This is a genomic window from Arthrobacter sp. 05T420 (assembly GCF_056396305.1).
The window spans coordinates 20,066-33,528 of the sequence record NZ_JBFTLG010000010.1; the positions used below are offsets into that span (position 1 = coordinate 20,066).

11 protein-coding genes and 1 tRNA gene are annotated in these 13,463 nt (G+C 67.2%); 4 read left to right on the forward strand and 8 right to left on the reverse strand.

What is annotated here, in order from left to right:
- Nucleotides 1–21: 21 nt before the first annotated feature.
- From AC1DEM_RS11205 to AC1DEM_RS11225, 5 genes are all read right to left on the reverse strand, one after another.
- Nucleotides 22–98: transfer RNA gene (locus AC1DEM_RS11205), tRNA-Pro, on the reverse strand.
- Between the two features lie 94 nt (nt 99–192).
- Nucleotides 193–2,088 carry an ABC transporter ATP-binding protein gene (locus AC1DEM_RS11210; protein WP_476884438.1) on the reverse strand — a complete coding sequence of 632 codons (1,896 nt, stop codon included), beginning with the start codon at nt 2,086–2,088 and terminating at the stop codon, nt 193–195.
- A complete protein-coding gene (locus tag AC1DEM_RS11215; RefSeq protein WP_476884439.1) occupies nt 2,085–3,908 on the reverse strand; it encodes an ABC transporter ATP-binding protein in 1,824 nt (607 codons plus the stop codon). The genes AC1DEM_RS11210 and AC1DEM_RS11215 overlap by 4 nt, the downstream gene beginning before the upstream one ends.
- A gap of 324 nt (nt 3,909–4,232) precedes the next feature.
- On the reverse strand, nt 4,233–5,180 hold the full coding sequence (locus AC1DEM_RS11220) for a metallophosphoesterase (RefSeq protein WP_476884440.1): 948 nt from the start codon (nt 5,178–5,180) through the stop codon (nt 4,233–4,235).
- Nucleotides 5,181–5,183: 3 nt separating this feature from the next.
- A complete protein-coding gene (locus tag AC1DEM_RS11225) occupies nt 5,184–7,469 on the reverse strand; it encodes a transglycosylase domain-containing protein (RefSeq protein WP_476884441.1) in 2,286 nt (761 codons plus the stop codon).
- Nucleotides 7,470–7,506: 37 nt separating this feature from the next.
- On the opposite strand from AC1DEM_RS11225, the gene AC1DEM_RS11230 reads away from it, so the two are divergent.
- From AC1DEM_RS11230 to AC1DEM_RS11240, 3 genes are read left to right on the forward strand one after another with little or no spacing between them, the layout of a single operon-like run.
- A complete protein-coding gene (locus AC1DEM_RS11230) occupies nt 7,507–7,662 on the forward strand; it encodes a DUF4177 domain-containing protein (protein WP_009359196.1) in 156 nt (51 codons plus the stop codon).
- A gap of 2 nt (nt 7,663–7,664) precedes the next feature.
- Nucleotides 7,665–8,243 (forward strand): RidA family protein, encoded by a 579-nt coding sequence (locus AC1DEM_RS11235; RefSeq protein WP_476884442.1) that lies wholly within the window; start codon nt 7,665–7,667, stop codon nt 8,241–8,243.
- A 16-nt stretch (nt 8,244–8,259) separates the two neighbouring features.
- Nucleotides 8,260–9,171 carry an NUDIX hydrolase gene (locus tag AC1DEM_RS11240; protein ID WP_476884443.1) on the forward strand — a complete coding sequence of 304 codons (912 nt, stop codon included), beginning with the start codon at nt 8,260–8,262 and terminating at the stop codon, nt 9,169–9,171.
- Between the two features lie 321 nt (nt 9,172–9,492).
- Here AC1DEM_RS11240 and AC1DEM_RS11245 read toward each other — a convergent pair whose 3' ends face one another.
- Nucleotides 9,493–10,170: a Crp/Fnr family transcriptional regulator gene (locus tag AC1DEM_RS11245; RefSeq protein ID WP_011693220.1), complete on the reverse strand. Its 678-nt coding sequence runs from the start codon at nt 10,168–10,170 to the stop codon at nt 9,493–9,495.
- A gap of 215 nt (nt 10,171–10,385) precedes the next feature.
- Here AC1DEM_RS11245 and AC1DEM_RS11250 point away from each other — a divergent pair, with 215 nt between their 5' ends.
- Nucleotides 10,386–11,570, forward strand: a complete 1,185-nt coding sequence (locus AC1DEM_RS11250) for a MarP family serine protease (protein ID WP_476884444.1) — start codon at nt 10,386–10,388, stop codon at nt 11,568–11,570.
- A gap of 39 nt (nt 11,571–11,609) precedes the next feature.
- Here AC1DEM_RS11250 and AC1DEM_RS11255 read toward each other — a convergent pair whose 3' ends face one another.
- Together AC1DEM_RS11255 and aroQ are read right to left on the reverse strand one after the other, a co-directional pair.
- Nucleotides 11,610–12,785, reverse strand: a complete 1,176-nt coding sequence (locus AC1DEM_RS11255) for a DUF2332 domain-containing protein (RefSeq protein WP_476884445.1) — start codon at nt 12,783–12,785, stop codon at nt 11,610–11,612.
- 2 nt (nt 12,786–12,787) lie between these two features.
- Nucleotides 12,788–13,264, reverse strand: a complete 477-nt coding sequence (aroQ, locus tag AC1DEM_RS11260) for a type II 3-dehydroquinate dehydratase (protein WP_476884446.1) — start codon at nt 13,262–13,264, stop codon at nt 12,788–12,790.
- Between the last annotated feature and the right edge of the window lie 199 nt (nt 13,265–13,463).

The window sequence follows — 13,463 nt, forward strand, 5'->3', positions numbered from 1 at the left end:
TGGAGGGCCCTCTTTTATCTGTGGTCGGGATGACAGGATTTGAACCTGCGACCTCGTCGTCCCGAACGACGCGCGCTACCAAGCTGCGCCACATCCCGATCCGCTGCTTCAAAAGCAACTTCACAAGAGTATCCGATCAAGGCCCCGGATGTGAAATCGGGCCTGCCGGCGGCCGGGCTCGGCAGTGGCTGTTCAGACGAGCGAGTCTTTCCAGGCGCCGTGGAGCCGGGCGAACGCGCCGCCGTCGCCGATCAGCTGCGCTGGGGTGCCGTCCTCGACGACGCGTCCGTCGTGCACCACCAGCACCCGGTCCGCCGTCTCCACGGTGGAAAGTCGGTGGGCGATGATCAGCGCTGTCCGCCCGGCGCCGGAGGCCGCGTCTGCGGGGGCCTCCCGCGTGACCGCTTCCCGGGTAGCAGTGTCCCGGGTAGCAGTGTCCCGCGGGCCGCGCAGCAGCCCCGCGAGGCCCTGCTGGACCATGCGCTCCGACGGGATGTCCAGGGAGGACGTGGCCTCGTCCAGAATCAGGACAGCGGGGCGGGCCAGGAAGGCCCGGGCGAAGCTGATCAGCTGGCGCTGCCCGGCGGAGACGCGGCCGCCGCGCTTGTTGACGTCGGTGTCGTAGCCGTCAGGAAGCTCCGTGATGAAGGCGTGCGCCCCCACTGCCCGGGCCGCGTCCTCGATCTCCTCGCGCGTGGCCTCGGGCCGGCCCAGGGCGATGTTGTCCGCCACGGAACCGCTGAACAGGAAGGCCTCCTGGGTGACCATGACAACGTTCCGGCGCAGGTCCTCGGTGGTGAGCTGGCGCAAGTCCACGCCGTCGAGCGTCAGGGAACCGTCGGAGACGTCGTAGAAGCGGGCGATCAGCTTCGCGAGGGTGGACTTGCCGGCGCCGGTCTGCCCGACCAGCGCGACCGTCTGGCCGGCGGGGATGTGCAGGTCCAGCCGCGGGATGATCACCGGGCCGTCGCCGTAGCGGAATTCGACGCCGTTGAAGTCGATGCTGCCCCGCGCGTGGGCCAGGGCCACGGGTGTCTTCGGCGGCCGCACGGTGGGAACTTCCTCGAGCAGTCCCGAGACTTTTTCCAGCGCGGCCTGGGCACTTTGGAAGGAGTTGTAGAACATCGCCATCTGGTCCACCGGCTGGAAGAAGCGCTTGGTGGACAGGATGAGGGCCAGGAGTACGCCGACCTCTAGGTCGCCGCTGAGGACCCGGAAACCGCCCGTGAGCAGCACGAGGGCCACGCACACGTTCCCGATCAGGACCAGCCCTGGCTGGAAGATGCCGTTGAGGTTGATGGAGCGGACGGTCGCGCGGCGGTAGTCCTCCGACAGGTCGGCGTAGCGTGCGGCATTCTCGCGTTCCTTCCGGAATGCCTTCACGGCTCGGATGCCGGTCATGGTCTCCACGAAGTGAACGATCAGCCGGGCCGAGACCACCCGGGATTCGCGGAAGGCGATCTGTGAGTGCTTCTGGTACCAGCGGGCCAGGAAATACATCGGCACCCCCGCGGCCAGCACCAGCACCCCGGTGCGCCAGTCCAGGGCGAACACCGTCACGGCCGTAAACGCCATGAACAGCATGCCCGAGGCCAGCGAGCTCACGCCGGAATCCAGGAGTTCGCGCAGGGCCTCCAGGTCCGAGGTCTGCCGTGCGATGATGCGGCCGGAAGTGTATTTCTCGTGGAATTCCAGGCTCAGCCGCTGCGTGTGGCGGAAGACCCGGACGCGGAGGTCCAGCAGCATCGCCTGGCTGAGCCGCGCCGTAGAGGTCACGTACAGGGCCGTCAGCCCGGCCGCCACGACGGCCGCGGCAAGGTAGGCGGCCCCGGCGAACACGAGGGGAAGGCTGTCGCCTGCGCGCACGGCCGGCAAGGCGTGGTCGATCCCGAAGGCGATCAGCGCCGGTCCGGCCACGCGGGCGGCCTGGGAGAGGACGACGGCGCCGATCGTGAGCCAGAAGCGGGCCCGGACGGGCCGGATCAGGGAGCCCAGAAGGGTCAGGGAGCGCCGCCGCACGGCCTTGCTCTCGTTCCTGCTGAGGTGGGCGTTGTCCTCGTTGGCGGTGCCGAACGTTGCGCTGCTCATCGGGAAATCTCCTCGGACTGGTCCTCGAGGGCGGACAATTCTGAATCCAGGTCCCGCGGTTCCGCGTCCAGGCTGGCGATCACGTAGCGGTAGTGGCTGTTCTGGGCGAGCAGTTCCGCGTGTGTTCCGACGGCGGCGATCCGGCCGTCCTCGAGCAGGGCCACCCGGTCGGCTAGGGCCACCGTGGAGTGCCGGTGGGCCACGATCAGCGTGGTGGTGTCCGCGAGGACCTGGCGCAGCCTGGCCTCGACGAGTACTTCGGTGTTCACGTCCAGGGCCGAGAGCGGGTCGTCCAGGACCAGAACGGCCGGTTTCGCGGCAATGGCGCGGGCAAGGGCGATGCGCTGGCGCTGGCCGCCGGAGAGGCTGAGGCCCTCCTCGCCGATCAGGGTGTCCACCCCGTGCGGCAGGGAATAGGCGAAGTGGGCCTGGGCGACGTCGAGGGCTTCCTCCAAGGCCGCGTCGCGGCCCTCCGCCGACCCGGCGTCGGGCGCGCCGAGCAGGACATTCTCCCGGACGGAGCTGGAGAACAGCGTGGTGTCTTCGAATGCCACGGCGACCACGGTGCGCAGCTCCTCCACCCCGAACTCACGAAGGTCCACGCCGTCGATGGTGATGGAACCGCCGGTGACGTCGTAAAGGCGGGGGACCAGCTGCAGCAGCGCGCTCTTGCCGCCGCCCGTGATGCCCACGAGAGCCATCGTTTCGCCGGGCCGGATGTCCAGCGTGATGTTCTTGAGGATTGGTTTGTCCGGGGCGTCCTCGTACGCGAACGAGGCATTGCGGAAGCTGAGGGCGCCGCTGAGCCCGGCCGGCCGGCGGGGCTGGTCCGGGCTGGTGATCGTGTTCTGCGCGTCCATTACCTCGAAGTGCCGGTCCACCGCGGACTTCGCTGTGAGGGCCATCGCCAGCAGCATGCCGCAGAACTCGACCGGCGCGGCAACCACGGCGGCGGTGGCGAAGAAGGCCACGAGGGACCCGATGGAGAGCTGATCCGTGGAGGCCAGCAGGATGCCGACGACGAGGCCGGCGCCGAGCGCGAGTTCGGGCAGGAGCGTCACCACCAGGCTGAAGGTGGCCAGGTGCTTGGCCTTGGCGATCTCTGTTTGCCGGAGTTCCTCGGCCTGTTCGTTGAAGTTCTCCAGCGCCTCGCGGCTGCGGCCGAAGGCCTTCAGGACGCGGATGCCGTGGACGGATTCCTCGACCGTCGTGGCGAGGTCCCCGGCCTGGTCCTGGCTGCGGCGGGCCACCTTGCTGAACCGGGTGCGGAACCGGAATCCGTAGATCATGATCGGCACGGCGGCGGCCAGGAAGATCAGGGCCAGCTGCCAGCTCATGGAGAACATCACCGCGACGCCGATCACCACGGTGAGCGTGGTGACCACCAGCATGATGGCGCCGAAGGCCATCCAGCGGCGCAGGAAGTTCAGGTCCGTCATGGCCCGGGAGAGCAGCTGCCCGGAGCCCCAGCGGTCATGGAAGGAGACGGTGAGGTCCTGAAGGTGCCCGTAGAGGGAGACCCGCATCCGGGTCTCGACCGTGGTGGCCGGATTGATGACGAACTGCCGCCGCAGGGCCACGAGGCCTGCCTCGGCGATGCCGAGGACCAGGATCAGGATCGAGGCGCCCCAGACGGCTTCCGCGCTGCCGCCAGGCTCCAGTGACTCGTTGACCAGCACGCGCAGCACCTGGGGGATGGCCAGCGCCATGACACTCGCCAGCAGTGCGCAGAGCAGGCCCATGACCAGCCGCGGCAGGATTGGCCTGACATGCGGGTAGAGACGGCTGATGGAGGTGAAAAATGAACTCTGCTTGGCCATGCCTGCTTCTTAAGACGCCCGTGCATAGATAGCACCGTTGAATGTAGTTTCCTGTAGCAACTACCCTAGGCCATCACGTGACCGGATTCACACGTTGCCCAGCGCTTCCAGCATCTCGCCCAGTCATTACGATCCGCAATGGGGTCCGGGCGGCGGGACGCGTGCCCGTGGGACATGTCCAGTCTTGGCGCCCTGCCCTGGGAGGACATGTCCAGTCTTGGCCGCGGCGGGTGGGCATTGTGGGTTTATGCCCAACGCCCGCGGCGAGGGGAGGGCATGTCCACCCGTCGGACCGGAGGGCGGCCCAGCCGAGATGCGGGCTGGCTAGGCGCGGGAGGTCAGCGTGAGCAGGACGGCTTCGGGCCGGCATGCGATGCGGACGGGTGCGAAGCGGGAGGTGCCGATGCCTCCCGAGACGTTGACCGGCGTCGTGCTGCCGTTGCTTTCCCAAGTGTGTAGGCCCCTGGCCCGCCAGGTGGGAAGGTCGCAGTTGGTGACAAGTGCCCCGAATCCCGGGACGCAGATCTGTCCGCCGTGGGTGTGCCCGGCCAGGAGGAGGTCCGCGCCGGCTTCGGTGAAGTGGTCGAGGACGCGCTGGTAGGGAGCGTGGGCCACGGCGATGCGCACGTGCGGGTCGGCGTCCCGGCCCTTGGTGCCGCGCGGCCAGCCCGCATACCGTTCGAGGCGCAGGTGGGGATCATCGACGCCGGAGAAATCAAAGCGCATGCCCTTCAGCACCAGGGACTGGCAGCGGTTGGTCAGTTCCACCCAGCCTGACATGCCGAACTCGGACCTCAGCCGGGGCCAGTCGAGTTTCTCCGGCTCTGGGCGCTGTGCCGAGGGGCCGCGCAAATACGAGGCGGGGTTCTTGAAGCTCGGGCCGAAGTAGTCGTTCGAGCCGGGGACGAACACGCCCGGGAACTCCAGCAGGGGACGCAGGGCCGCCACGAGGGGGTCAACGCCCTTGGCGTGGCTGAGGTTATCGCCCGTATTCACCACGAGGTCCGGTCTCAACTGCGCCAGGGACGACAGCCACCGGGCCTTCCGGTGCTGGCCCGGCACGAAGTGGATGTCGGAGAGGTGCAGGACCCGGAACGTGCCGAACCCGGCCGGCAGGATGGGAAGGGTCTCCTCCCTGAGCACGAACTGGTTCTTCTCCCACAGCCCATAGCCGGCGCCGGCAGCCCCAGCCGCCGCCCCGATCGCGGCGGTCACGGCGAAGCCGCGTCCGATGCTTCGAACGCGGCTTGCCAGATGGTTCCCCAGGGTCATCGGTTACTTCTTGCCGGACGACTTCGTGGGTGCCGGCTTCGGGTCGGCGGACGGTTGCGAGGACGGCTCAGTGGCCGGTGCCGTGCTCCGCTCCGACGGGATGGTGGCCTGAGGGGGGGCTAGCGGCGCCGGGGCGTACAGCATGTCCGAGGGCGGATCCTGGAACGGATCGGTGCCGTAGGCCGGCGCAACCTGGGCCATGTAGTTCGAGAACTGCGGACCGGCGATCATGTAGCCATCGATGCCCTTGTAGAAGTTGCCGTTGATCGTGACATTCTGTCCGGCGCGCTGCTGGTCACCCAGAGGATCGCCAAACCACGTGGCGGTCGCCAGGCCCTTGGTGTAACCGGCCACCCAAGTGGAGCTGTTGTTGTCGTTGGTTCCGGTCTTGGCCGCGATGGGGAAGGAGGTCCGGGTCGAAATCCGGGGCCGGATCAGCGAGCCCGAGCCGCGGTTGAGTACTTCCTGCATGGCGTACGCGACGCCGTGGGCTACCTCGGGCTTGATTGCGTCCCGGCAGTTGACGGTCTGGGCCGGCAGCTGGGCGCCGGTTGCGTCCGTCACCGAATCGATGGCGATCGGTTCGCAGTACTTGCCGTCGTTGGCGAAGGTGGCGAAGGCGCTGGCCATGGTCAGCGGGGCCGTCTGGGTGGCGCCGATCAGGTTGGACAGTCGGGTCATGTTCACTTGGGGGTTGGGGCTGTCCTTGTCCGGCAGGCCGCCGTGAATGCCGACGGAGTCGACGACATGCTGGATGCCGCAGAGGTCCACCTGTGCGGCGGAGGCGAAAGTGATGGTGTTAATGGAGTTCGCCAGGCCGTCAAGGACCGACATGTACTTGTAGTGGTCCTCGTCGGCGTTCTGCAGGTCGGTGCTGCCGGCGGTGCTGTCGTAGAAGTCGGTCGTCGGCGTCGGACATGTGTTCTTCCACGGGAAGCCGGGTGAGTATCGGCGCACGGCGCCGTTGAGCCGCGTGCTCATCGACTTGCCCTCATTGAGCCACTCCGCGAACGTGAAGGGCTTCATCGTGGAGCCGGGCTGGAAGCCGCCGAGACCGTTGAGGTCATTGCCCTTGGCGTCCTGGACGTCAACGTTGAAGTTCTGCGTCTGGTCGAACTTGCCGGGCGCCGGGAACCACACGGTGTTCTGGGCCATGGAGACGATCTTGCCGGAGGCCGGCTGTACGGACACCAGCGAGGCGCCCCACTTGTCCGGATTCGCCCCGGCTGACCCGTCAACCTGGCCCTGGGCGACGGCCTGGGCCTTCGGATCCAGCGTGGTCTTGATGGTCAGTCCGCCGCGGAAGATCTTCCGTTCACGCTCGGCGGCGTCGGCCCCGTAAGCCGGGTTGTTCAGGAGCAGGTGGAGCACGTAGTCGCAGAAGTACGGCGCCGTCTTCGAATAGGCACAGCCCTGGCGGGGCTGGGTGACCTTAGTCGTCACCGGCGTCGCGACCGCTGCGTCGTACTCGGCCTGCTTGATCTTGCCCTGGGCCAGCATGGCATGGAGCACGAGGTCGCGGCGGACCTTGGCGTTCTCCGGATTAGTGATCGGGTCGTAGTACGAAGGGCTGTTCACGACGCCGGCCAGCAGTGCAGCCTGCGGAATGGTCAGGTTCTTGGCCGTGGTGCTGAAGAAGAACTTGGATGCGGCTTCGATGCCGTAGGCGTCCCGGTTGAAGAACACGATGTTCAAGTAGCCCTCGAGGATCTGCTCCTTGGTGAACTTCTTCTCCAGCGCGATGGCCAGTTTCATTTCACGGAGCTTGTCCCCGACGCCCTTGTTGACGCCGTTGAGGAGGACCTCGTCGCCCTTGCCTTCGGCCTCCAGCGAGGAGTTGATGACGTTGTTCACGTACTGCTGAGTAATGGTGGACGCGCCCTGCTTGTTGCCGCGCGCCGTGCTCACGAGGGCACGCAGGATGCCGGTGGTGTCCACGCCGCCGTGCTCGTAGAAGCGGCTGTCCTCGATGGCGATGATCGCGTCCTTGATGTGCGGGGACATCTGGTCAAGCGACACCCGGGTGCGGTTTTCCGCGTAGAGGTTGGCGATCACGCTGCCGTCGGAGGCCAAGATCGTGGTCGACTGGCTCGGCGGATCGACCTTCAGCTCAGCCGGGAGGGTGTCGAAGAACTGGATCGAACCGCTCGCCGCGCTGCCTGAAACGGCCGCCGCGGGGACCAGGAGGCCCGCCACCAGGACGCCACAAATAGCGCTCACGCCCAGGAAAAGAAAGATCTTTCCGAGGGTGGTGGCCGTGTCAAATAAAGGGTTCTTGCCAGTCGCCATGTTTTCCACTTTACCGGCAACGACTAGGCTTTATGTCATGACCAAATGGGAGTACGCCACGATTCCGCTCATTATCCATGCCACAAAGCAGATCCTGGACCAGTGGGGCGAGGACGGCTGGGAGCTCGTCCAGGTTGTTCCCGGCCCTGACGGAAACGGCCTGGTTGCCTACCTGAAGCGGGAGAAGCAGTAGCCATGAGCACCCCCTCAGAAGCCATGCCGGCCACGTCCGCGGGCGCGGAAAATGTCTCCGAAAACACCCCTGCCGCGACGGCCACCGGCGCGTCGTCCGCCGTCGAACAGCGCCTAGCGGAGCTGGGCCTGACGCTCCCTGACGTCGCGGCCCCGGTCGCGGCGTATGTTCCGGCCGTCATTTCCGGCAACCACGTCTACACGTCCGGGCAGCTGCCGTTCATCAACGGCAAGCTCGAGGCCACCGGCAAGGTGTCCGCCGGCGCAGCAGGCGCCGCCGATGAGTCCACCGTGTCCCCGGAAGACGCGAAGGCCTACGCTGCCGTCTGCGCCGTAAACGCCCTGGCCGCCGTCAAGAGCGTGATCGGCGACCTCGACCGCATCACGCGGATCGTCAAGGTTGTCGGGTTTGTTTCCTCCGACCCTTCCTTTACCGGCCAGCCCGGCGTCATCAACGGCGCCTCGGAGTTGCTGGGCCAGGTCCTCGGCGACGCCGGCCAGCACGCACGTTCCGCCGTCGGGGTATCCGTCCTGCCGCTCGACTCGCCTGTCGAAGTCGAACTGATCGCCGAATTCGCCTAGAAGGCCGGTCACTTCGTTGCCTCAGTTAGCGCGTCGCCTGTTTGTTCTGCCCCCCGATCTCGAGGGAGCAGCCCGGAGCTGGATTGAACACGGTGAGCGGATGCCCCGTGCCCCCCGCCTGGCCTCCTCGGTGATCCTCCTGCGGGACTCGCCCACAGGCCTGGAAACCTGGCTCGGTTACCGGACGGGGTCCTCCCCGCTCGGTATCCTCGCCTTCCCCGGCGGATCGCTGGATACAACCGACGACGACGCCGTCGGCTGGCTTGGCCCCTCGCCGCAGCACTGGGCCGAGCAGATGGGAACGTCCGACGTCGGGCTGGCGCGCCGCCACGTCGTCGGCGCCATCCGTGAGCTGTTTGAGGAGACCGGCATCCTGCTGGCCGGCCCCGATCTGTCCACCACGGTGGAGCTGACCTCCAGCGCCGACTGGATGCGCGCCCGCGAGGCCGTGGCAGAGCAGGAAAAATCCTTCACCGACCTGCTCGCCAAGCGCGGACTCTCGCTGCGCACCGACCTGCTCAAGCCCCTGGTGAACTGGCTCAGCCCCGATTTTGCGCACCGCCGGTTCAATACCCGCTACTTCGCCGCCACCGTGCCCGTGAACCAGCAGCCCTCGCTGCTGGCCAGCAAGGGTATGTGGGGCCGCTGGGTGTGCTGCCGGAAAGTCGTGGACCAGCGGGACACCACCGTTCTTGGCGACGAGGTGGGCCAGGAGAACACTGTTGGCCGAACCCTGGGCGAACTCCTGGTGCCCGGCTCGGAGATCATGCTCGAGAAGATGGCCAAAGCCAACGGCTGCATCGCCTATCTCAGCTACAAGCGCAAGGCCCACGTCTACCAGCCCAAGCTCGTCGAGGAAGACGGCCGGCTCATGCTCGAAGTTGAAGCCGCCACGACGGTTGCCGGCGAACCCCAGCGGGAACGCTAGGTCCCTGCGCCGCTGGACATGTCCCTCGTTGCCGTGTGCCGGCCCGGGACTTGCCCTTTACTGGCCCGGGCGGGTGGACATAGTGGCACTACGTCCAGTCCTCGCTGTTGGAGCTGGACATGTTCCTCGTTGCCGTATGCCGGCCCGGGACATGCCCTTGCCCTTCATTGGCCCGGGCGGGTGGACATAGTGGCATTATGTCCAGTCCTCGCTGCGGCCGCTGGGAATGCCTAGCGGGTCAGTAGGAGGAGTTGGCGAGCAAAAACGACAGAAGGCCGGTCCCGTTCCCGGGGCCGGCCTTCGTGGTTGCTGCTCGGATCCCTAGCGGGAACGCTGGCGCAGGCGCTGCATGTCGAGAATGACGACGGCGCGGGCTTCCAGGCGCAGCCAGCCGCGCTGCACGAATTCAGCCAGGGCCTTGTTGACCGTTTCGCGGGAGGCGCCGACCAGCTGGGCGAGCTCTTCCTGCGTCAGTTCGTGGGCGACCAGGACGCCGTCGGTCGCCGGGCGGCCGAAGCGGTCGGCCAGATCCAGCAGCGCCTTCGCCACTCGGCCCGGCACGTCGGAGAAGACGAGGTCGGAGAGGGAGTCGTTGGTGCGCCGCAGGCGGCGTGCCAAGGCCTGCAGCAGCTGCGCCGAGACCTCCGGGCGGGTGCGCAGCAGCGCATTGAGGCTCTCGTTCTTCAGGCCGGCGAGGCGCGTCTCGGAAACGGCAGTTGCCGTGGCCGTTCGCGGGCTGGGGTCAAACAGTGCCATTTCGCCGAAAAGTTCGCCCGGGCCGAGGATGGCCAGCAGTGACTCGCGGCCGTCCGGCGACGTGCGGCCGAGCTTCACCTTGCCGGAGACGATGAAGTAAAGCTGGTCACCCTGATCGCCTTCCCGGAATACCGAGGCACCGCGTGAAAGGTCCACCTCGGTAAGTTCGTCCGTCAGCAGACGGAACGCCTCGTCGTCGAGCGTGGCGAAAAGGGGGGCGCGGCGCAATACCTCGATATCCATGAAATCTCCTGACTAGCTGTGTCGGCTGGGGCGCTTCAGCCATTCTTTCAGAATTTTGGAGCTTCTGTGACGTAGTTGGCACTGAAACGCCCGAAGGGGCCGAATGCGCACGGCTCGGGAAGTCCGCGCAGATCCCTGCGCAGGCTAACGGCCGGTCGGCAAACGTTCAGCTTACACCGGTACAATCGTCGCTGAACTGTCTGTAAGGAGCCCCGGTGTTTGGCCTGACCATTTTGGACGTGGCGTTGGTTGTGGCGCTCTTGTCCTACCTTATCCACGGTCTTCGCAACGGCTTCCTTGTGACGCTCGGCGGCATCGCGGGATTCGCTGCCGGTGCCGTCGCCGCCTTCGTCTCCGTTCCCATCGTCAGCGGCTTGGTAGAGGACAGCGGCTGGCGCCTGACAGCAATCGTTGCCACCGCCGTCCTGCTCATGATCGTGGGGAACGGCCTCGGCACCATGATCGGGCGGCAAATCCGCAGCGTGGTCCCGTTCAGCCCCCTGCGCGCGGTAGACCGTCTTGTGGGCGGGGGCGTGAACGTGGTGGTGTCCGCCCTCGTGATGTCGATGCTGGCGTTCAGCATCGGGGCCCTGGGCGTGCCGTTCGTGTCGGAGCAGCTCGCGGAGTCCAAGGTCATCAGGTTCATCGACGGCGCGACGCCCACGCCGGTCAAGGCATCGATGGCGCAGCTGCGCTCTGCCGTGATGGGCGACGGCATCCCCACCCTGCTGGACGGCTTCGGCCAGAGCCGGCCCGTTGCCATCCCGAACACCAGCACGGATACGCCGGCGCTGAACAAGGCCGCTGCGTCTGTACTTAAGATCGCCGGAACTGCCTACCAGTGTGGCCAGAACCAGACCGGAACAGGCTTTGTGGTCGCCCCCGGGCGGGTGGTGACCAACGCCCACGTGGTCGCCGGAGTCGACGAGCCGGTGGTGGAAACGCCCGGCGGCCGCGCACTGCCCGGGCGCGTCGTCTACTTTGACTCCCAGCACGACCTCGCCGTTGTGGCGGTGGACGGCCTGCGCTCGGAACCCCTAGCGCTGGCCGCTGACCTGCCGTCCGGCAGCGCCGCGGCCTTCGCCGGTTATCCGCACGGCGGGCCCTTCCAGTCCAAGCCGGCCACGGTGCAGGACATCGCCACCGTGCTGGTCCCAGACATCTACGGCAAAAATGCGTCACCCGAGGATGTGTACCGGCTGGCCGGTGACGTGCAGCCGGGCAACTCCGGCGGCCCGCTCCTGACCATGGACGGGCAGGTGGCGGGGGTGGTTTTTGCTAAGGCCACATCGGAGTCCTCACTCGGATTTGCGATCACCATGGCTGACCTCAGCCCGGTCGCTGCCCAGGCGCCGGGTCTGGGCAGTGCTGTCTCGTCTGGACAGTGCATCAAGAAATAGCCGGGCGTGGCGCCGGCCAGAGCTACGCCTAAGCCACGGCTAAAGCCACTCCAAGCTCTGCCCGTGCGGGCCGGTGATGGCCGCTGGCTGGCCGTCCTGCAGTAAAAGGAACCGGCCGCGGAGCCGGGCGTCGTCCATTTCCGGGACCACATTGGACCCGTCGGCCTGCGCAATCACCGTGTGCCCTTCGTTCGAGAGCCAGTGGCAGCCCCGCTCCGCCGCAAGATCCGCCATGGTGCGCCGGAACTGGGAGCGTCCGCTGGCATCCAGGTATCCCATCACGGCGCTGTGGAACACCACCAAGGCTGCGTCGGCCGGGGCGCGGCCGACGAGGTCCACGAGTAGTTCATTGAGGTCGCCTGCCTCCAGCAGCGGCGGGTGTTCCTGGGCGATTGCGATCGCCTGGCGGAACCGTTCGAGCCGGAACTCCTGCTCCGGCCAGACGAGGGCTTCGAGCCAGGCGACGTCGTCCGGGTTGCGGACGTCCAGGGGGTTGAGATCGATACCGGCTCGCCAGGCCACCAGGGGGGTTTGCGCCGGCAGTGGTACCGGGCCCGAGGTGACGCAGCGCAGGACCGGAAACGTGCCGGGCGTGGCGCCGGCCGGAATCAGCCGTGTCGTCTCTGGTTCAGCGACCTCCGCCGGGTCCGCGTCCCCCCGGCTGGCGCCCGATTCCGCCGCGCCGTCGTCGACAGCGTTGCCCGCCGCGCCGCCGTCGGCCCGTGCACGGACAAACTCGTAGCCGTAGCGGTCAGGGAACAAAGCCAGCCCGGCCGAGGCGCCCGCCTCGATGAGGGCCAACGGACGGCCCTCAACGGCCGAAATTTGGGCGAGTGACGGCAACAGTGTGGCGCAGCGTCCGGCCTCGTTCGTCTGGGTGGACCGCGAGAGAACTATTTCCGCGACTTCGGCCCAGTGATCGGCCAGGAAGGCCCGGAAGTCTCCGTAGGGGCTGACCTGTGCGCCGAGGAACCGGGCCGCCGCGAGCATCAGCAGCGGCTGCCGCTTGTTGTGCGGCCACTGATCGATCCGCCGGATCAGCTCGGCGTCACCGGCGATCCCCAGTGCCCACGCGGCATAGCACGGGGAGGAACCCGGGGCATCGACCGCGCCGAAGTGCCGGTACCACTGCGCTGTCGCAGATTCAGTGGCTGACTCCGTGGCAGAGTCCCCGCCCGAGTCCCCGGACGGGGATGCGGGCCCCGTGGGGGACATGCTCAGCCCTTGTCCGCGTGCAGTCCGGCGAGGTATTCGATTGCGAAGCGGTAGCCCAGGATCCCGGCGCCGGCGATCACGGCCTTGCTGATGTCCGAAAGGTAGGAATGGTGCCGGAAGGCCTCGCGGGCGTGAACATTGGTGATGTGCACCTCGACCGTCGGCAGGGCAACAGCGGAAATGGCGTCCCGGATGGCCACGGACGTGTGCGTGTAGGCGCCGGCGTTGATCACGATTCCCACCGCCTTCCCGCGTGCGGCGTGGATGGCGTCCACCAGTGCACCCTCGTGGTTGGACTGGAAGCACTCGACGTCCATGCCGTGTGCTGCGCCGGCGTCCTTGGCGAGCTGTTCGACGTCGGCCAGGGTCGCCGTCCCGTATTTCTCCGGCTCGCGGGTGCCGAGCAGGTTCAAGTTGGGTCCGTTGAGTACCAGAATGGTGCCGCGGCCTGCGCCGCTGGCGGGTGTGGCTTCAGTCATGTCTGCAAATCTATCGCGCCGCGGCATCCACGCGCTGTTCGTTACCGGCCACTTCTTTATCTGCGCACCTCGTTATCGGGGCACTGTCCGCTAGGCGGAACGCAGCGTGCTGCGGCGTCGACCTGCTGGACCGACGACGGCGGCGCAGCCCACCAGGGTGGGCGGCGCCGCCGGCCGAACGCCGTCGGCAAACGCGTGT